This window comes from Actinocrispum wychmicini, assembly GCF_004345645.1.
Taxonomy (GTDB): Bacteria; Actinomycetota; Actinomycetes; order Mycobacteriales; family Pseudonocardiaceae; genus Kibdelosporangium; species Kibdelosporangium wychmicini.
Map to the genome: position 1 here is coordinate 393,989 of NZ_SLWS01000007.1, position 19,723 is coordinate 413,711.

General features: G+C 69.3%; 17 protein-coding genes. 8 read left to right on the top strand and 9 right to left on the bottom strand.

What is annotated here, in order from left to right; all coding sequences use genetic code 11:
- The first annotated feature begins 91 nt into the window (after positions 1-91).
- The gene (locus EV192_RS57200) at positions 92-550 is read left to right on the top strand and encodes a sigma-70 family RNA polymerase sigma factor (protein WP_341770925.1); all 459 of its coding nucleotides are present in this window, start codon (positions 92-94) and stop codon (positions 548-550) included.
- Positions 551-640: 90 nt separating this feature from the next.
- On the opposite strand, the gene EV192_RS31870 is transcribed toward EV192_RS57200, so the two are convergent.
- Positions 641-1,186: a helix-turn-helix domain-containing protein gene (locus tag EV192_RS31870; RefSeq protein ID WP_132122028.1), complete on the bottom strand. Its 546-nt coding sequence runs from the start codon at positions 1,184-1,186 to the stop codon at positions 641-643.
- 64 nt (positions 1,187-1,250) lie between these two features.
- Between EV192_RS31870 and EV192_RS31875 the strand changes: the two genes are divergently transcribed.
- Positions 1,251-2,096: an alpha/beta fold hydrolase gene (locus EV192_RS31875; protein WP_165960721.1), complete on the top strand. Its 846-nt coding sequence runs from the start codon at positions 1,251-1,253 to the stop codon at positions 2,094-2,096.
- Between the two features lie 46 nt (positions 2,097-2,142).
- Complete coding sequence (locus EV192_RS31880) at positions 2,143-4,947, top strand: AfsR/SARP family transcriptional regulator (RefSeq protein WP_132122032.1); 2,805 nt, start codon at positions 2,143-2,145, stop codon at positions 4,945-4,947.
- Positions 4,948-5,002: 55 nt separating this feature from the next.
- Here EV192_RS31880 and EV192_RS31885 read toward each other — a convergent pair whose 3' ends face one another.
- The 6 genes from EV192_RS31885 to EV192_RS31910 form a co-directional block, all read right to left on the bottom strand.
- Positions 5,003-6,733, bottom strand: coding sequence for a putative Ig domain-containing protein (locus tag EV192_RS31885; RefSeq protein ID WP_132122034.1), 1,731 nt, complete (start codon positions 6,731-6,733; stop codon positions 5,003-5,005).
- Between the two features lie 286 nt (positions 6,734-7,019).
- Entirely contained in the window at positions 7,020-7,208 is a 189-nt protein-coding gene (locus EV192_RS31890) for a hypothetical protein (RefSeq protein WP_132122036.1), read from the bottom strand.
- Between the two features lie 48 nt (positions 7,209-7,256).
- Positions 7,257-7,577, bottom strand: coding sequence for a hypothetical protein (locus EV192_RS31895; protein ID WP_132122038.1), 321 nt, complete (start codon positions 7,575-7,577; stop codon positions 7,257-7,259).
- A gap of 22 nt (positions 7,578-7,599) precedes the next feature.
- Positions 7,600-8,172, bottom strand: a complete 573-nt coding sequence (locus tag EV192_RS31900) for a YgjP-like metallopeptidase domain-containing protein (protein WP_132122040.1) — start codon at positions 8,170-8,172, stop codon at positions 7,600-7,602.
- Positions 8,173-8,275: 103 nt separating this feature from the next.
- A complete protein-coding gene (locus EV192_RS31905; RefSeq protein WP_165960722.1) occupies positions 8,276-9,487 on the bottom strand; it encodes an ROK family transcriptional regulator in 1,212 nt (403 codons plus the stop codon).
- Positions 9,488-9,698: 211 nt separating this feature from the next.
- Positions 9,699-10,826: a LacI family DNA-binding transcriptional regulator gene (locus EV192_RS31910; RefSeq protein WP_132122045.1), complete on the bottom strand. Its 1,128-nt coding sequence runs from the start codon at positions 10,824-10,826 to the stop codon at positions 9,699-9,701.
- Between the two features lie 142 nt (positions 10,827-10,968).
- Here EV192_RS31910 and EV192_RS31915 point away from each other — a divergent pair, with 142 nt between their 5' ends.
- Genes EV192_RS31915 through EV192_RS31925 form a run of 3 tightly spaced genes read left to right on the top strand, consistent with a single transcriptional unit; the run spans position 10,969 to position 16,027 of the window.
- A complete protein-coding gene (locus EV192_RS31915) occupies positions 10,969-11,775 on the top strand; it encodes an SDR family NAD(P)-dependent oxidoreductase (protein ID WP_132122047.1) in 807 nt (268 codons plus the stop codon).
- Positions 11,772-12,599: an SMP-30/gluconolactonase/LRE family protein gene (locus tag EV192_RS31920; protein WP_165960723.1), complete on the top strand. Its 828-nt coding sequence runs from the start codon at positions 11,772-11,774 to the stop codon at positions 12,597-12,599. The genes EV192_RS31915 and EV192_RS31920 overlap by 4 nt, the downstream gene beginning before the upstream one ends.
- Positions 12,596-16,027, top strand: a complete 3,432-nt coding sequence (locus EV192_RS31925; RefSeq protein WP_132122051.1) for a glycoside hydrolase family 38 N-terminal domain-containing protein — start codon at positions 12,596-12,598, stop codon at positions 16,025-16,027. The genes EV192_RS31920 and EV192_RS31925 overlap by 4 nt, the downstream gene beginning before the upstream one ends.
- Here the strand turns inward: EV192_RS31925 and EV192_RS31930 are convergent.
- A complete protein-coding gene (locus tag EV192_RS31930; RefSeq protein ID WP_132122053.1) occupies positions 15,999-16,772 on the bottom strand; it encodes an SDR family NAD(P)-dependent oxidoreductase in 774 nt (257 codons plus the stop codon). The two genes, EV192_RS31925 and EV192_RS31930, sit on opposite strands and share 29 nt — an antisense overlap.
- Before the next feature lie 39 nt (positions 16,773-16,811).
- Here EV192_RS31930 and EV192_RS31935 point away from each other — a divergent pair, with 39 nt between their 5' ends.
- Together EV192_RS31935 and EV192_RS31940 are read left to right on the top strand one after the other, a co-directional pair.
- Entirely contained in the window at positions 16,812-17,840 is a 1,029-nt protein-coding gene (locus tag EV192_RS31935) for a DUF4432 family protein (protein WP_132122055.1), read from the top strand.
- Entirely contained in the window at positions 17,837-18,562 is a 726-nt protein-coding gene (locus tag EV192_RS31940) for a GntR family transcriptional regulator (RefSeq protein ID WP_132122057.1), read from the top strand. Before EV192_RS31935 ends, EV192_RS31940 begins: the two co-directional genes overlap by 4 nt.
- Before the next feature lie 11 nt (positions 18,563-18,573).
- Here the strand turns inward: EV192_RS31940 and EV192_RS31945 are convergent, their stop codons facing one another.
- Entirely contained in the window at positions 18,574-19,605 is a 1,032-nt protein-coding gene (locus EV192_RS31945) for a mannonate dehydratase (RefSeq protein ID WP_132122059.1), read from the bottom strand.
- Positions 19,606-19,723 lie beyond the last annotated feature (118 nt).

A 19,723-nucleotide genomic window follows, 5' to 3' on the forward strand; every position in this document is an offset into this window, starting at 1 on the left:
GCGCGGACACCGCCCAATTCGCGGGCCCGACGGCGTCAGTATCGGTAAGCAAGTCGAACACGGCCCGTGGAAAGAAGAAGAGCGAGGACGCATGCCGATGGAGATGGACACGACGGACCTGATCGCTCGGGCCCGGGCCGGCGACCACAACGCGTTCCGCGACCTGGTCCAGGGCCACTCCCACGAGTTGCAGGTGCACTGCTACCGCATCCTGGGATCCCTGCAGGACGCCGAGGACGCACTCCAGGAGACCCTCGTGTCCGCCTGGCGTAACCTCGGCGGGTTCGGCCAGCGGTCCTCGCTGCGGACCTGGCTGTATCAGATCGCGACCAATCGGTGCCTGAGCATGTTGCGCGCCGACAGCCGACGCCCCCGTGCCGTCCCCCCGCTGCCCGAGGCCACCCTGCCCGAACCCACTGGCGCCGGCAACGCCCCGCCCCCGGCCATGGTGGAATACCGCGGCATCGAATCAGCCCAGCGCGTCTTCACCGCCGTCAGCTTCTTCCCGGCCGCACCTACCGCGTGGTACCCACCCGCACCAACGTCATGACGCGCTTCGGACTACCCCGAACCCTCCCCGGAACAGACTGACAGACTTCGGGCGCCACCCGGTTGTCCCGCACCTGAAGGCAGAGCTCGGTCAGACTTCCGGCTGAAGTGGCTGCGCGGCGGGGAAGAGGATCGGGCTGAGCAGGTAGGGCGTACGGCCGGGCGCGGGCTTGTTGGCGAGCGAGTCGCGCAGCACCTCGAGCATCTTGCGGGTCATCTCGGCGAGTTCGTCGGGGCTGAGCCAGAGCATGCCCTGGCGGTAGGACACCCCGTCGGCGGTCGGGTCGGCGCTGTCGCGGTCGAGGTAGGCGTTGAACTCGGCGACCAGGACGGCCACCGCGGCGGCGAACCCGCGGCGGTGGTCCTCCAGCGTCATCGCGGCGGCCGCGTCAGCGTCGATCACGGGCCGGTTCTGGCGCAGCCGGTACCGGCGTTCCACGGCTCCGCGCACCCGCTGCTCGCTGGCGACCTCAAGGAAATCCCCCTCGATGAGCAAGGCGACCTGCCGGTAGACGGTCACCTTCGACACGTCGGGCATGCGGGTACACAGCTGCGTGGTGGTGAGTTCCCGCTCACTGGACAGGGCGTGCACGATGCGCAGCCGGACGGGGTGCAGGAGCAGGTCGACGGTGTTCACCCCTCAACCTATATCACATATGATACCGTTATCGAAATTGAAAACGTCAGGTCGAGGAGGAGCCATGCGAGACGTCCCCGGGCGGCAGGTACCCGTGCACGGCCGAACCGTCTATGTCGAGGAGTCCGGCCAGGGACCGGACTGGGTCGTCTTCGAGGCGGGCGGGGGCTGCGGCCGGACCTTCTGGGACCCCGTGTTACCACTGCTGGCGGACAAGGCGCGACTGGTGGCCTACGACCGCGCCGGGCGCCCACCCAGCGGCCACACCACCAGGCAGCCCAGCGTCAACGACATGGCCGACGACCTGGTCGCCATGACCGAGGCCGTCGTGCCGGGCGAGTTCGTGCTCGTCGCGCACAGCATGGGCGGGCTGGTCGCCCGCCGCGCCGCCGACCGCCTGGGATCCCGGCTGCGCGGGCTGCTGCTGGTCGACGTCCTACCGGAGACGTCCCCGGTGTACGACGCCTGGGACCAGACCACCAAGAAGATCGACCGCATGCTGGCCGTGACGCAGGCGCTCAGCCGTTTCCGTCCGCTGGCACGCCTCTTCAGCGGCAACGTCCGGCCTTTGTTCTCCGCCGACACCTACCAGACCATGCTCGCCGAGAACTTCGCCCCCGCCGGGATCTCCTATACCCGCAAGGAGGCGCAGGCGGTTGCCGCCGCCATCCCGCAGTTCCGCGCCCAGCCGCCCCAACTCCCGAAATGCCCGACGATCGTACTGTCCGCGCTCCGCGCCGCCAAAGGACGGGAACGTCCGAACGCCTCCATCCGCGAGCACCAGCACCGCTATGCCGAAAGCTTGCCCGACGGACACTACGAGGGCGTCGACTCGGCGCACTTCATCCAGGCCGAGCAACCACAACTCGTCGTCACCCGTATCCAGCAACTCCTCCAGACCACCACCTGACCGCGACCACCCCGTCCGACAACAACAACTGACGGGGAGGGAACCCATGCAGGTGCGACTGCTCGGTACGGTCGATGTGGTGGTCGGCGGGGTACCCCGGCCGGTGTCAGGTCTGCGCCGCAAGGCCGCCCTCGCCGCCCTGGCGTTGCAGCCAGGTGAGGTCATGAGCACCGATCGGCTCATTCACATCGTCTGGGGCGACGCGCCACCGGCCACGGCGGGAAACACCCTCCAGAGCCACATGTCGTACCTGCGACGCGTGTTGGGCGACCGGGCCGCGATCGTCGCCCGGCCACCTGGCTACGTTCTGAACATCGCCGGGGAGGCGACTGACGTCCACGTCGCGGAACGCCTGATCCGACTGGGAACCCAGGCCACCAGCCCGCGCCAGGGCGAAGAGCACCTGAATGCCGCCGTCGGCCTGTGGCGCGGCCGATCACTGGTCGATGTCACCGAGCTGGCGTGGTTCCATGACCAAGCGCACCGGCTGGACCACTTGTTGCTCGGCGCGAAGCAGGGGCTCATCGAAGTCCGCATGGCTTTGGGCCAACACAACCAGCTCATTCCGGAACTCGAAAGCCTCCGACACCACCACCCACTGCACGAGCAGATCCACGGACTGCTGATGCTCGCGCTCTACCGTGCCGGCAGGCAGGCCGACGCGGTAGCGGCCTACCAGGCATTGCGACGCACCCTCGACGAGGAACTCGGCATCGAACCCAGCCAGGCGTTGCACGAACTGCATGTCGCGGTGCTACGTCACGATCCCTCCCTCGACGTGCAACCGGCCATGGACCCCGCGCCGGCACAGCTACCGCCGGCCATAACGGTTTTCACCGGCCGCAGTAGCGAACTCGCCCAACTGGACGACCTCCTGCCCGACACGAACCCTGCCCGGCCGGCCGCGGTGGTCATCTCGGCGGTGTCCGGCACCGCCGGGGTAGGCAAGACCGCGCTGGCGGTGCACTGGGCACGCCGCGTTCGGGAGACCTTTCCGGACGGTCAGCTCTACGTGAACCTGCGGGGGTTCGATTCCGGCGGTTCGGTGACCAATCCGGTACAGGCGGTACGAGGGTTTCTGGACGCTTTCGGGGTGCCGCCGGCCCGTATCCCGGCCAGTCTGGAAGCACAAACCGGCTTGTACCGCAGCCTTCTGAACGGTCGTCGGGTGCTGGTTGTGCTGGACAACGCGCGAGATTCCGAGCAGGTCCGCCCGTTGCTGCCCGGTGCGCCGGGTTGTCTGGCGCTGGTCACCAGCCGCGACCGGCTCGCCAGTCTGGCGGCGACCGAAGGCGCGCGGCTACTGACCGTCGACCTGCTCGCCCCCGCGCAAGCCCGCGAACTGCTGACCAGCCGCCTCGACGCCCGCCGGACGGCGGCCGAACCCGACGCGGTCGACGCGATCGTCGCGCACTGCGCCGGGCTGCCGTTGGCGCTTGCCATCGTGGCCGCCCGCGCCGCCGCCGCGCCGCATCTCCCGCTCACCTCGCTCGCTGCCGAACTGGCGCAGGCCGACAGTCGCCTGGACACCCTCGACTGCGGGGATCCGGCCACCCAGCTGCGCGCCGTGCTGTCCTGGTCCTACCGGACGCTGAGCGCTGACGCCGCGCGTCTCTTCCGGCTGCTGGGTCTGCATCCAGGGCCTGATGCCACACTTGCCGCGTTGGCTGGCCTCGCTGGCGCATCGACGGCTCGCACTCGCAAGCTGTTGGCCGAGTTGACCCGCGCACATCTGCTCACCGAGCATGTGCCGGGCCGGTACACCTTCCATGACCTGCTCCGCGCCTACGCCACCGAACTCGCTCACAGCCAGGCCACCGAGACCGCCAGACGCACCGCAACGCTTCGAATGCTCGACCATTACCTGCACACCGCCCGCACAGCTGACGCGTTGCTGACCCCACAGCCCAACCCGATCGCGCTGCCACCCTGCCAGCCGGGCGCCGCCCCCGAGACGCTCGCGAACCACCGAGAGGCGTTGACCTGGTTCACCGCCGAACACGGTGTCCTGCTCGCCGCCATCGACCAGGCCGCCGCCGCGGGCTTTGACTCGCACGCCTGGCAGCTTGCCGCGACCCTCACGACATTCCTTGACCGGCAAGCGCACTGGCGGCCGCTGGCCTACGCGCAGCGGACCGCTCTGATTGCCGCCCGCCGACAGTGGGACGGGACCGGAGAGGCGAACGCACACCGCGGTCTCGGGCTTGCCCACGACCGGTTGGGCAGTTCCGACTCAGCCCGCATCCACTACCAACTGGCGTTGGATCTGTTCGGCACCCTGGGCGACCACGTCGGCCTGGCCCGCACTCACCAGCACCTGGCTCGGATGTACTCGGCTCAGGGGCACTACCGGCAAGCGGGTGACCACGCTCGGCACAGCCTCGGACACTATCGGGCGGTCGACGACCACGCTGGACAGTCCGCTGCCCTCAACCATCTCGGCTGGTGCTGTGCCCACCTCGGCGACCACCGCCAAGCCCTTGTGCACTGCCGACACGCCCTCGCGCTGGCTCTGGAGTTCGACGATCTCAACGGCCAAGCCCACATCTGGGACAGCCTTGGCTATATCCACCGTCATCTCGGTCAACACCAGCAGGCCGTGGACAGTTACCAGCGGGCCGTCGACCTGTTCCGCCGAAGCGGGGATCGCCACAGCGAAGCCGCCGGTCTCACCGACCTCGGCAAGGCCCACCTGGCCGTCGGCGACGCCGGCGCCGCCCGGTCCGCGTGGACACAGGCCCGGATCATCGTCGACGACCTCGGCTTCCCGGCCACGGACCCGCTGCGCGTCAAGATCCGCTACTACCTCGACCGAGACCGGTCCGGCACCGTGCCGCTGACCGACTCATAGCGTCGGCGGGGAGACAGCCAAGTCCGATGTGGACGATGACTGTCCCCCCGAACTGTCACGGGCATCCGGTCTTCTTGGGCGGGATCCCGAACAGGAGGTTCACGCTGGACCCAGGAGCCACCTGTGTCCCAGGGGCCGGGCTCTGGCTCGCGACCGCCTTGATGTGGTTGCAGTCCACGACCTGGCCCTGGGAGCCGACGACCAGGCCCGCGGCGGCGATGGCACTGAACGCCTGGTTCGGGCCGTCGTCGATCACGTTCGGGACCGTGGCCTGGGTCGGCGGGTTGATCACCCAGCCGAAGGTGTAGCTGCCGGCCGGGCTCGTGGTGGCGTCGTGGCCGGTGACGGTCACGGTGAACCCGCCTGGGGTGGTCGGCGTCCCGGAGATCACCCCAGAGGCTGCGGCAATCGACAGGCCGGGCGGAAGTCCGGTAGCGGCCCAGGTGTACGGCAGGGTGCCGTCCCTGCCGCGCACGGTGAGGCTGGTCGCGCTCTGGACTGGCGTCGCCTGGTTGTCGGTGACGATCGCACCGAAGGCGAACGGCCTGACGAAGGCACCCGTACCGATCGGAGTGCCGACACCGGTCGGTCCGTCCCAGCCGGTGCGAGCGTCGCAGGAGGGCGCGCCGCAGTCACCGTTGTTGCCGGTGGTGACGTCAGTCAGGACGTGCTCGGGCGGGACCACGGTCGGGCCCCGGCCGATGAAATGCCGGTACAGCAAGAAAGGCGCCGGGTCACTCGACGCCGGCGCGCCAGCGAGCGCGTACCCCGCGGCGATGATCGGCGACGCCTGGCTCGTGCCGCCGAACACGTCCCAGCCGGTGTCGTCGTAGGTGTCGTAGACCGAAGCGCCGGTGAACGGATCGGCGTCCGCGGCGACGTCCGCGATCGCACGCTTGGCGCAGTGGGTGTCGGGCGGCCCGACCTGCCAGCCCGGCTGTGGTTCAAAGGCCGAACAGCCCGAACCCGCCCCACTCCACGCCCGTTCGGTGAAGCCACCGGTGCCGCGGGTCAACGAGGTCCCGCCGACAGCGACCACGTACGGCGACGCCGCCGGATACTGCACTCCCCCGCCATTGCCGTCGTCGCCGGTACTGAAGGTGATCACTGTGCCGGGGTGGTTGAAATGGAAGTCCTGGTTGACTTCGTCCGCGTACTCGTTCCCGCCCCAACTGTTGGAGACGAACGACGCGTTGGCCGCTGCCGTGTCAACCGCGGCATACAGGCTGGCGGCGTCGGCCGCGTCGGCTTCGACCAACAGGATGTGGCAGTTCGGGCAGACGGCCGACACCATGTCGAGGTCGAGTGAGATCTCCGCACCCCAGTTGCTGATCGCGGGAGAAGGGAGCGGCGTGGCAGCGCCGTTCTGGTTCACCTTCCGGAAGCAGCCGTTCGCGGTGGTGCACGCCGGAAGGCCGAACTGCGAGCGGTAGACAGCCAGGTCCGACTCGGCGTTCGGATCGTCGTAGGCGTCGACGATGGCCACCGTCCGGCCCGCGCCGCCGGTGGTGTCGAACTGGTAGGCCAGGGCCAGGTCGGCCGGGGTCAGTCCGGCCGAGGACGGCGCCGCAAGCGCCCGGCCCGGTGCGTGGATCCCGCTGCGGCGCAGGAGGGTGCAAGTGGGATGGCCGGGCGTGGCCGGCGCACAGCCCCGCAGGGACTCCGGTGCGGCGGCACGGATTTGTGCCGAGGCGGCGCGTGCCGTGGCCAGTGCCACGGCGGCCACAGCCACGACTGCGGCGATCCGCCCGAATCTCTTTCTCCGGTTTCGCGGTGACGGCGTCATCGATCAGCTCCCTGTACTCACGAAGTGACGGCTTGTCCTTGCCAGACCGGAGAAGGAGATTCGCCGCGGCAGCGGACCGCCGGATCCACACTGTGGGCGGCTCGCTGGAACGGACCTGACGTGACGCTGAAACGGCAGGTGGGTCCGGGACCTTCCCGGTCCGGTCAGCGTGACGCGGGCCGGCCGGTCGAACTGGTCGGCGCGGACCTGAACTCGACCATGCCTGTGCCGACGCGCGGGTCGTCGACGACATTGAGCGGTGCCGCCGCGCTGGTGTGGCACCGAGTCAGTCGTCGGGCCGTTCTTCGAGCGTCAGCCGGGTCGACTCGTACACGCCGGCCCAGAAGAGGAACACCACGCCGCTCGCGATGAGGAGAGTGACTTTCGCGTCAGGCGTGTGAATGGCCTGGTAGCCGACCAAGGCCACACTCACAGCCGTATCCAGCGCGAGATTGCCTCGTTGCTGCTGGTCCACCTGGCACGCGTGGTCATCGGCGGGTGGCGTCACGCACGCCGGCGGCCGTCACTGAGTGTCGGGCTCGAAGTCGTTGAGCAGCTTGTACAAATTGGTGCGGTCCATGCCCAGTTCGCGGGCGATCTGCGCTTTCGGGACGTTGTCGTCGATGGCGGCGGTCATCCGTTGGACGCGCAGGTCGCGGGCCGCGGTGAGTTCTTCGAGCGCGTTGACCCGCACGTCGCGAGCCACCCTGAGCTCTTCGAGCACCTTGCCCCGCCTGGCTTTCAGTTCCGCTTCCCGGTTGCGGATGTGTTGGAGCTGCTCCTGGAGTTCCTTGACCTTGACCGCGCTGTCCCGAAGCAACTCGAAGTGCTGCTGTTTGTCCACGCCCTGCCTCTCCCCTCGCTGCTCATGGTCCTTCGTTCCAGTCACCCAGCCAGGCATGACGGCCGACGTCGGCGAGTTCGGTCTGACGCTGCCGCCAGTCCGGCATCCACCGGTCCATGCGGAGCTGCCACGCGAGGCCACGGGCGGCGTGCGCCTGTTCGTGCACGAGTACGTATTCAGTCAGTCGCAGTGGCAGGCCGAACGCGGCCCAGTGGACGGTCGTGGTGTGTTTGTGTCCGTTGTAGACACCCCAGCGGTATCGGCCGAGATCGCGCACGGCGTAGGTGAGGCCCGGGATCTGGCCGTCCAGTTCGTAGGGACGTCCGACGCGGCGCACCCACGCCAGCCCGGTCTCGCAGTACAGCCCGATCACCGCCCGGCGGATCTGCTGTGGGCGTTGCCTGCGCGCGTACAGGACGCTGCCCAGCGTGATCATGGGCAGTGCGGCGATGCCCGCGGCCGGGGTGTCGACGAGGTGCAGCCGATAACGGTGGCCGAGCAGGTCGAAGTCCTCGCCGTCGACGAACTCCTTGACCGCGTGGCCGGGCAGGTCGGTGCCGGCGACGGCGGCCCGGTAGTCGTCTGCGCTGATCATGGTGGTGTGTCCTTGGTGGTGTCCGGCACTGCCCCCGGTGGCGCGCCACCGCCGGGGCACAACGCTTTCCTTTCCCTGCCGAACGCAAGCGAGAACCAGACCGTCACCCGCCACTGTCGACCGACCCCTCCTCGGGCGGGACGCCTTCGGCCAGGCCCGCGGGCATCGCGATCATCACGCCGAGTTCCTGGCGGATCGCGTGCGCGGCGGCTCCGAAGATCAAGCTGTGCGCGCCCAAGGTGGTGAACCGCACCTTGAGCGGCGAGAATCCGGACATCACCCGGACCGCCAGCACGTCGTTGACCGCACCCAGCACAGCGGGCGCGAGTGGATGGGAGGAGAACGGGCCGCCGAGAATGAAGTCGGTGACATCCAGTGTTCCGCCCAGGGTGGACAACAGCCGCGCCAACGCCTGGGCGGCCCTGCGGATCCGTTCGCCCAGCGCCCGGCTGTCGGCATCGTCGGCGCCGGCGAGGAATTGCTGGATGTCGGATTCGCTGGCGGCACCGACGATCGTGGGCTCCGCGGCGACGGTCTCCAGGCAGCCGATCAGGCCGCAACGGCAGCGCAGTGACGCGCCGGTGTCGATGTGGCCGATCTCGCCGCTGCGGAACTCGGCGCCGCGGTAGAGCCGACCGTCCAGCACGATGCCCGCGCCGATGCCGGTGCCGATCCACAGCACCACCACGGTGTCGACGTCCACAGTGGACAGCGCTACCTCGGACAGCGCCACCGCGTTGGCGTCGTTGACCACGTGGACCGGCAGGCCGCCGCAGCGCCGGGACAACTCCTGGCCCAGCGGCATCATCCGCCAGCCGTAGTTGACCGCCTCCCGGATCGTCCCGTCATCGCCGATGATGCCCGGCGCCGCCACGCCGACACCGCTGATCTCAGCGTCGCCCGACTTGGCCAGGCGCCCGACCGCGGTCGCGATGGTCGCCAGCGTGTCGTCGCCGAGCATGTGCGGGACAGTGGTGCTCTCCACGATGTGGCCGGTCAGGGTGAGGCGGCTGGCCCTGATCCGGCCGCGGCCGAGGTGCACCCCGACGAAGTGGTGGTGATCGGAGTCCAGTTCCAGCAACACCCGCGGCTTGCCGATCCGTTGCGCCTCCCGCCCGGCCTCGCGAACCAGCCGCCGCTCGATCATCTCGGCGACGATCTCGGACACCGTGGCCTGCGGCAGCCCCGTCTCCCGGGCCACATCGGTCCGCGAGCACCGGTCACCACCAGCGGCGACGCACTGCAGAACCAGGACGTCATTGCGCGCCCGCAGCAGCCCCTTCGTGCCCTTCTGAGCGAACCGAAGCTGCGTCACGGACGCCACCACCCCAAAGTTACTTCGCTGACCGTTGTAATGCGATCCGCAGTCTATGTAGCGGGCCACAGCGGCGGCAAGGGTGTGGGTGGGGCGTCCTGTCATGCCCATGTACGCCGGAAATGACTACCTAACGTCATCATTATCTCCGGTCAACGAAATAAGCCCTCGTCGGGTCCCCGACGGTCGTGGACCGTCGATGAGAACCGGTTCACGCCCCGAGCCGGCCACCCATCACCTGCAGGTACGCCACAGCGGTGTCGCGGGTGTGGATCGTGATCGGCAGGACTGTGCGCTGCGGCTCGGTCGCGGTGGGCGCGTTGATGCGTTCGACGAGCAGGCGCATGCTTTCGCGGCCCAGCTGTTCGGCGGGGACGACCGCGGCCGCGATGGTGAGCGGCAGGATGTCCAGGGGCCCGGCGTCGTCCATCCCGGCCAGTTCGACCTGTCCGGGCACCTCGACACCGAGGTGGGCCAGGTCGGCGGCGGCCGTGGCGACGATGTACCCGTCCGAGCAGATCAGCACTGTCGGCGGTTCCGGATGGTCGAGCATCGCCGTCAGCCGGGCGATCCGCTCGACGCGGTCAAGCCGCTGGTGGGTGGCGAGCACGGTGAAGTCGGGACGTTCTGGGATGCCGTGGGCGCGCAGTGCCTGCAGGTGCCCGCTGAGCCGGTCCCGAACGCTGGTGCAGTCGGTCTCGTCCCAGAGAATCGCCATCCGACGGTGGCCAAGGCCGATGAGGTGATCGGTCAGGTCGTGGCCGACGGCGAAGTGGTCGGCGATCACGGCGTCGGTCGGGGTGTGGGCCAGGTACCGGTCGACCATCACGAGCGGGATGCCCAGTCGCCGCACCTCGCTCAGCGCGGCCGACTCGGTCGTGCCCTGCACGGGATACAACACGACGCCGCTCACTCCGCTGTCCAGCGCTCGTCGCAGCGCCTGCTCCTGCACGGCCAGTGAGTCCTTGCTGTCGAACAACACCATCTGCAGGCTCAGGTCGGCGCAGACGGACTCGACGCCGCTGACTACACCGGCCTTGATCGGACCACGCCCGTGGATGACACAGGCGATGGATCGCGTCCCGTCCTGCCGCGCCGGCGTTGTCTCCTGGCGGTCCGCGACGAAGGTGCCCCGCCCCTGCTGCCGAACCAGGACACCCTCCGCGACCAAGTCGTTCAGCGCCCGCACAGCGGTCGTGGTGCTCACCTTGAAGCGCTCACAGACCTGCCGCTGGGTGATGAAGGGCTGGCCCGGGGTGTACTCCCGGCGGGCGATCGCCTCACGCAGCTCCCGCTTCACCTGCTGGTACCTGGGCAGCGGCGGTTCTTCGGTCGTCAAGAGCGTTCCCTTCCGGTGGCCAGTGCGTCAACATAGCAAGTTTCCGTGGGCCGTCGCGGCAACCGACCACGTTCAATTGACATGTTAACACGCTAACGCCTACCGTCCTGATCACTTTCAGGGAGAACGGACGAGGGGATCCATGAACGAGTTCGAGGGCAGATCGGCTGTGGTGACAGGGGGTTCGCTGGGGATAGGACTCGCTGTCGTACGGCGGCTGGCCGGTGCGGGCGCCCAGGTGGTGTTCGGCGGTCATGAGGAACTGGCAGTACGTCAGGCGGAGCAAGACCTGCGGCGGGACGGCCTGACGGTTCGGGGCATCACCGGGGACCTCTCGCACACCGCGACGGCCGAGGAACTGGTCAACGCCGCCGTCGAGGACCACGGCGGGCTCGACGTCGTCGTGAACAGCGCGGGGATCCAGGCCTACGGAACCGTCGAGCAGACCTCCGACGCCGAATGGGACCGGGTGCTCGCGGTCAACCTGCGGAGCGTGTTCACGGTGTGCCGGGCGGCCATCCCGAGACTCCGCGAGCGTGGCGGCGGCGCGATCGTCAACGTGTCCTCGGTGCAGGCGGTCCAGTCCCAGTCGCGGGTGGCGGTGTACGCGACCAGCAAGGCGGCGATCGCCGCGCTGACCCGGTCGATCGCGGTCGATCACGCGGTCGACGGGATCCGGGTGACCGCGGTGCTGCCGGGTTCCGTGGACACGCCGATGTTGCGCCACTCAGCGGAGTTGATGCGCGGCAACCGATCCGTGGACGACGTGCTGGACGACTGGGGGCACATGCATCCGATGGGCCGGGTCGCCACGTCGGCGGAGGTGGCCGAACTGGTCGCGTTCCTGGCCGGGCCACGGGCGGGTTTCATCACCGGGTCTTGCCACGTGGTCGACGGCGGGCTGTTGGCCCGGCTCGGGGTCGCGCTGCCTGCTCGGGAGGAACCGTGACCACGGGGCGCATTTTCATCGACGGCACCCTGGGCGAACCGCGGCTGGATCATCCGGAGGGGCTCGCGGTGCACCCGGACGGCAGCGTGTGGTGTGGCGGTGAGGCCGGGCAGATCTACCGGATCGACGCCGAAGGCACCGCCATCGAGGTTGTGGCGAACACCAACGGGTTCATCCTCGGTGTGGCGTTCGGCCCGGACGGCGCTCTGTACGCGTGTGATATCGCGCATCGCGCTGTGTTCCGGGTCGCGACAGGGAAGGCGCCGGAGGTGGTGCTGGACGGTGCCGAGGGGCGGCGGTTCACCAACCCGAACTCCGTCGTGTTCGATCCGGCCGGCCGGATGTACGTTTCGGACAGTCGTCGGCTGAACGATCCCGGTCCGGCGATCTTCGTCCGCGAGCCGTCCGGTGCGGCCGCTGTCTGGTACGGCGACTCGCTGGCGTTCGCGAACGGGCTCGCCCTCGACCCGTCCGGCGCCTATCTGTATGTCGCGGAGTCGTTCCTGCCCGGTGTCAGCCGGATCCCGGTCGGCGCCGACGGCGCGGCCGGACCGCGCGAGACAGTCGTGACCCTGCCGGGATGCGTACCGGACGGGCTCGCGTTCGGACCGGACGGACTGCTGTACATCGCCTGCTACGAGCCCAGCCAGATCCTGCGGGTCCAGCCCGACGGGACCGTCGCCACCGTGCTCGCGGACCCGACCGCCCACCTGTTGTGTCACCCCACCAACATCGCCTTTCGGGGCACCACCCTGTTCGCCGCCAACCTGGGCCGTTGGCATCTGACCGCGATCGAGCACGCCGTAGTCGAGGAGAAGCGATGACCGACCCAGCGAAGCACACCTCGGCGGGCGGTCCGCCGGTGTGGCGGATCGGTGACCCCTTGCAGGGCCCGGACCAGTTCGCCGCGGAACTGGTCCGGGACGAGGACTGGGTCTTTGTCGTGGGTGAATCCGCGCCGGCGCGGGACTGGCCCGCGCGCCAGCCGGGGCCGCTGGACGCCCACGGGGGCTGGCGGGAGCACACCACGACGGTGCGGTTCACAGTGGACGAGCCGGATCCGGACGGCTATCTGCTCCGGCTGGGTGTGCAGTCCGAGCACGGGCCGTGTCCGCAACTGCGGGTGACTGTCAACGGCCGGACCGGACTGGTGTTCCCCGAACTGGTCGTCAACGACCGCAGCCGGGTGAACCCGATGTCGCTCAACGGCGGCGAAGGCGTGCTGGAGATCTCGCTGCCGCCGGGTTCGGTGGTGGCGGGCGGCAACGAGCTCACGTTCACGACCACGGCCGTGGCCGGTCCCGGTGACGAGGCGGGGCGGCATCGGGAGCAGTTCGAGCACCTGTTCGGCAGCCAGCTGTGCTGGGTCTTCGTCGAACTGGTCGCGGGCGTGGCCGAACCGGACTCCCCCGAGGTGCACGTGCGGCCGTTGCCGTTCTACCGCAGGGAACCGGGCGGACTGCACGAACTGGTGGACGTGTACGTGACCTTCCCGGCCGGGCAGCGGCCGTCGGCGGTGGTGGCCGACGGACGCCGGTACGCCGTCGAGTCGGACCGGACCTTCGGTCAACACCGGGTGCGGATCACGGTCGCCGAGTTCACCGGTCAGCGGTTGCTCCCGGTCGAGGTCGTCGGGCCGGCAGGCAGCACGCTCAGCGTGCACCAGCTGACACCGTGCCGGAAGTGGACCCTGCACCTGATCCCGCACGTGCACCTCGACCTCGGCTACACCGACTACCAGGGCAAGGTCGTGGAGCTGCATTCGCGCAACCTGGACCGGGCGCTGGAGATCCTGCGCGGCACGCCGGACTACCGGTTCATGGTGGACGGCAGCATGATCCTCGATCAGTACCTGCGCAGCCGTGGCCCCGCCGCGGCGAACCGTGTGCTGGACGCCGTGCGGAGTGGCACGCTAAGCCTGAACGCGTACTACGCGCTGTTCCTGACGGGGCTGGCCAGCCTGGAGGAATGTTGCCGGGCCACATACCTCTCGGCACGCCTGGCCGAGGAGTACGACCTGCCGGTCACGTACGCCAACCTGACTGACGTCCCGTCGTACAGCCATGCGATGCCGAGCCTGTTGCGGGCCGCCGGCATCGAAGCCTTCATGGGCGTGCAGAACCACACCCGCGGCGGCAACGCCGACAGCGACCTGGCGCACCGGCAGTCGCCGTGCGTGTGGGAAGGGCCGGATGGCGCCGAGTTGCTGACCTACTTCGCCGACAGCTACAACCAGCTGCGGTTCCTCGCCACCGACCCGCCGACGACCGTGTCACTGGCCTCTACGTTGCCGCACTACCTGTCGTTCTACGACCGGCCCGACTACCTGCCGACCGATCTCCCGATCGTGGGCATGCATTCGGACAACGAGGACCTGGACGACGGCGAGGCGACGTTCGTCAGGCGGTGGAACGAGCTGTACGAGTGGCCACGGCTGCGCTGGAGCACGCCCGCCGACTACTTCGAGACCGTGGCGCCGCTGGCCCACCGGCTGCCGCGCTGGAAAGGGGACGGCGGCAGCTACTGGGAGGACGGCGCCGGCACCGCGGCCGTCATCGTCGCGACCTACCGCGCGGCCCAATCGCTCCTGCCCGCGGTGGAGTCGCTGCACGCGCTCGTCGCCACCGACGCGACACCGTCGGCTCGCGACGCGCTCGACGACGCGTGGGCGCACCTGCTGATCGGGTGTGAACACACCTGGACCTCCACGCACGCCTCAAAGCATCCGCATTCCCAGCAGGCGATCGACCAACTGGCCTGGAAGCGGCACCACGTGGAGTCCGCCGCCCGGCTCGCGACCGACGAGGCCCGCCGGGGGGTGAGCCGGCTCGCCGAGCGGATCAGCATGCCCGGTCCGGGCCTGGTGGTCTACAACTCCGCCAGCTGGGCCCGGCCCGGCGTGGTGACCGCCGAGATTCCGCCCGACCGGATGGTGACCGACGAGGACGGCCACGAGTTGCCCGCCGAGCGCGAGCCGGTCGACGGCCTCGACCGGCTCCGCGTCACCGTCCCCGAGGTGCCCGCCTTCGGCTACCGGGTGCTGCCGATCCGGCCCCGGACGCACCGCACGGCCCCGTCGGTGACACCCGCGCCGTCGACGCTGACGGCAGCGCGGTGGGAGCTGGAACTCGACCCGGCGACCAGCCGCGTGACACGGCTGACGCATCGGTCGAGCGGGGTCCGCCTGGTTGACGCGGAGCGCGACGCGCGCGGGTGGGCGCTCGGTGAGCTGTTGTACGTCACCGGCGGCGGTGGCGAGGACGATCGTGGCCTCGACCCGCACAACCGGACCAGCCTGTTCGACGCCAAAGTGCCGCTGCCGCCCCCACAGCTGTCCATTGTGCCCGCGTCGCTCGGGCCCGCCGAACTGGCCCGTACGCCCGGCGGATGGGTGATCCGGTCGAGCGGGCACGCGCCGAGCATCCCGCTCGTGCGTTGGGAACTGCGGCTGTACGACGACTCGGACCGGGTCGATGTCGAGATCTTCCTGAGCAAACAGCGCGTGCTGGCCAAGGAGTCGGTGTACGTCGCGTTCCTGTTCGCCCTCACCGATCCGGTGGTGCGGTTCGACCGGCATCTCGGGTGGGTCGACCCGGCCGTCGACCACACGCCGGGCGCCTGTAACGAGTGGTTCACCGCGTCGAACGTGGTCGCGGTGACGGGTACCGAGGGCACGGTGCTGTGGTCCACACCGGACACTCCCCTCTTCACGGTCGGCGAGGTGGTCTCCGGCCGATGGCCGACGTCGTTCCAACCGGACAGCGCGCTGCTGTCGTGGGCGATGAACAACTACTGGTTCACCAACACCCCGGCCAGCCAGGACGGCGCGCTGACCCTGCACTACTCGTTCGAGTACCGGGCGGACTGGGATCCGGCCGCCGCCGCCCGGTTCGGGCGCGAGGTCCGTACCCCGCTCGTCGCGGCCGAGGTGATCCCGAACGACAAGTTCCGGACCGGCCGCGGCACCTTGACCGAACCCGCGGCGTCGCTCTTTCCGCTGCGACTGCCGGCCGGGGTCGCGGGTACTGTCCACCGCGCACGCACCGGGACCGCCCTGATCCTGCGGCTCCAGGACCTCTCGGGTCAGCACACCGACCTGCGCCTCGACCCACCACCCGGCGTGACGTCGATCGAGCGGTGCACGACCGACGAGCGGCGGCTGGCGCCGGTGCCGACCGGTCCGGACGGGCGGTTCGTCGTCGATCTGCCCGCCAACGGACTGGTCAACCTTCGCCTGGATCTTCGCGCCTGAGCGGAGCAACGGGTGCGGAGTTCGGCCGGAGGCTGTGCAGCCCGCCGTCGACGGTCAACTCCGCACCCGTGGTGGAACCCGCGGCCGGTGACGCCAGATATCCCACCGCCGCAGCCACTTCATGCGGGGAGACCAGCCTGCCGTGCGGTTGACGGGCGACGAGCGCGGCCAGTCGCGCGGCCGGGTCGTCCGAGTCGAACAGGAGCCGTTGCACCCATGGAGTGTCGGTGGTTCCGGGATTGACGGCATTGACCCGGATACCGTCCGGCAGCAGGTCGACGGCCATCGCCCGGGTCATCGCGAGCACCGCGCCCTTGCTGGCCGAGTAGAGAACCCGTTGCGGCAGGCCGACAGTCGCGGCGACCGAGCAGACGTTGACGATCGAGGCGCTCGGCGACAGGCGCAACGCGGGCAGGGCCGCCCTGATCACCCGAACCGCCCCGACGACGTTCACGTCGAGGACTTTGTGCCATTCGTCGTCGTCGTTGTCCGCCACGCCACCCACCGCGCCGATGCCGACGTTGTTCACCAGGACGTCGAGGCCGCCGAGCGCGTGGATGGCCTCGGCCACCGCGTGTTCGACGTTGTCACGATCACCCAGATCGGCGGTGAACGACCGCAGCCCTTCGATTTCGACGTCGAGCCGGTCCAGTACCGCCACGTCATCACCCTGGGATGCCAGGTGTTCCGCAATCGCCAGCCCGATTCCCTGGGCACCTCCCGTGACAAGAACCCTCAGCGCCATGGGTGATCACCCTACCTGGATGTACACTAGGATACTAGTATGGAAGCTCAATCCAGGAACTGGGGAGCCCGGCTGCGGCCCAGCGGGTTCTTCGGCATCCCCGCACTGACCTTGGAGACTGAGACCCTCCGGGTCACCGTGCTCGACGGCAAGGGAGGTGACCTGGTCGAACTGCTGCACAAGCCGTCGGACACGGACTTCGCCTGGCTGACGGCCGACTGTGCGAACGCGGCGCGGCGCGTGTCCCGGCAGGGGGCGGGACTGTCCTTCATGGACGGTTACCTCGGCGGGTGGCAGGAGGTGCTGCCGAACGGCGGTGCGCCGGCAGTGTTCGCGGGCGCGGCGTTCGACCAGCACGGCGACGTGGCGACACAACCGTGGACCTACGACGTCCTGGCCGACACGCAGGACGAGGTCGCGGTACAGCTGTCCGTGCGCTCGACGCGAACACCGTTGCGGCTGGATCGGACGATGCGGCTTCGTCGTGGTGAGCCCGAACTTCGGGTCACGTCCACGCTGACGAACGAGTCGAAGGTCGCGGTGCCGGCCATGTGGGGCCAGCACATCACGTTCGGGCCGCCGTTCCTGCACCCCGGCTGCCGGATCCGGCTCCCCGAGGGCGTACGCGTCATCCCCCACCCGACCGCCCTGCACCCACCACGTCGGCGAGTGGCCCCCGACATCGGGACCTGGCCGGTACTCACCGGTCCGGACGGTCACCGGATCGACCTCTCCGTGCTGCCGGACCCGGGGACCGACAGCGATCTCGTCTACCTGACCGGGTTCACCGAAGGCTGGTACGAGGTCCTGCCGGCGGGCGACGGGCCGGGCATCCGGATCGAGTGGGACGCGGACACCATGCCGTATCTCTGGTTCTGGCAGGAGTTCGGCGCCACCACCGGGTATCCCTGGTACGGCAGGCACTACAACATCGGACTCGAACCCTTTTCGAGTTATCCGACCGACGGCCTGACCACGGCCGTCCACAACGGCACCGCGCTGACCGTCAATCCGGACGAGCGGCGCGGTTTCGCGCTGTCGGCCCGCGTTTTCGAGGCGACACGGTGAGAACAGGTGGACGCGCTGGCACGGTCAGCAGCCAGGTGTTCGACATTCTCCGTGCGGCGATCATCTCGCTGGAGCTCGCCCCCGGCCGGGCACTGTCGGAGAACGAGCTGGCCACCCGTTACGGTGTCAGCAGAACCCCGATCCGGTCGGCACTCATCCGGCTCGCCGACGAGGGACTGGTGGAGATCGTGCCGCAGCTGGGCACATTCGTGGCACGGATCGACGTCCGGGAGGTCCGGGAAGCGCAGTTCGTCCGTGAGGCTCTCGAACGGGCGTCGCTGCGGCATGCGGTCCGCCGAGCCACCGAGGCGGACCACTTGGGACTGCAGCGGCTGTTGGCCGAACAACGAGAGGCCGCCGCAGTGGGCGACCTGCGCCGTTGGTTCCGCTTGGACGAGGATCTACACAGGACACTGCTGGAGGTCGCCGGGCATCCTCGCACCTGGGCTGTCGTGCAGTCGGTCAAGGTGCACATGGACCGGGTCCGGATGCTGAGCCTGCCCGAACCCGCGGTGCTCGACGACCTGCTCAGCCAGCACGTGGCGATCGTTGACGCCGTCGTGCGGGGAAGACCGGCCGAGGCGGACACGGTCATGGCCAAGCACCTGCGCCGGGTGCTGGACCATCTCGACGGATTCGCGGTGCGGTTTCCGGACTACTTCGCCGAGGAGGACGACAGCCCGATCCGCCGGCACCGCGCCTCGCGCCGAGTCTCCGGCTGACAACGCGAGGATTACCGGTCGGTGAGGTTCAACGCCTCGAAGAGGCCCTGGAGGTATCCGATGGCGTGCGCGCGGCCACGGCTGCAGTAGGTGTCCGGGTCCGTCCCGGTCCACGGCCCCGCGTCGCCGTCGAGCACCGGCACGTGGTCGTCGATGACGAACCCGTCGAAGCCGACGTCGGCCAGTCGGCGCAGCACTGCTGCGGGCCGGAAGTTTCCTTCGCCGAGAAACGCTTCCTGGAAGTTCGGCACGGTGCCCCGCACGTCCCGGAAGTGCACGCTGGCGATCCGCGGGCCGAAATGGTCGATCACCTCCTCGACCGCCGCCTGGCCACCGGTCATCTCCGACACGGTGCCCAGACACAGGTTGAGTCCCCAGGCGGGGCTGTCGCCGGCGAGCTCGGCGGCGCGGGCGAGCGCCGCCGGGCTGGTGAAGATCCGTGCCGCACCGCCGAGCGGGACGTCCACCGGCGGGTCGTCGGGATGCAGGACGAGCCGCACACCGGCCTGCTCGGCGACCGGCAGCACGGCCTCAAGGAAGGTGGCGTAGTTCGCCCACATCTGCTCGGCGGTGATCGGCTCGGCGAGGGGCCTGGGCGGGACCAGCTTGTAGGCCGCCAGCGCGTTGCCGCGTTCCGCGTCGGCCAGGTCGAACCGGGTGACCAGCGCGCCGCCACGACCGGGTGCGGTCAGTTCGGTGCGCCAGACGTAGGTGGCCATGAAGTGGTGGCCGAGAACGAAAATGCCGGCCTCGGCCATGCCACGGATCGTGCGGCAGTAGTTGTCCAGTTGCTCGTCGCGGCCTGGCTCGCCGCGCACCACGCTGTCCCAGTGGTGTGCCGGCACGTTCTCCAGGCCTTCCACCCGCAGCCCGTACTCGTCGCACTGGGTCCGCAGCGCCACCAACTCGTCGACGGTCCAGTAGCCGTCGGTGCCGGGCAGGTTGGCCGGCGCGTGGAACTGGACGCTGCGCAGTCCGAGCTGCTGGGCGAACCGCGCCACCCGCTCGTCGAACTCGTCGATGTGCCCCAGCGCTAGTCGCATGGCTACTCCCCTTGGTTTCTAGTGCGTCAACGTAGCAAGTCGTTCCGCCGAAAGTAAACGAATCAGGCCTTCGAGTTGACATGTTAACGCGCTAAGCCTACGGTCCTGATCACCCTCC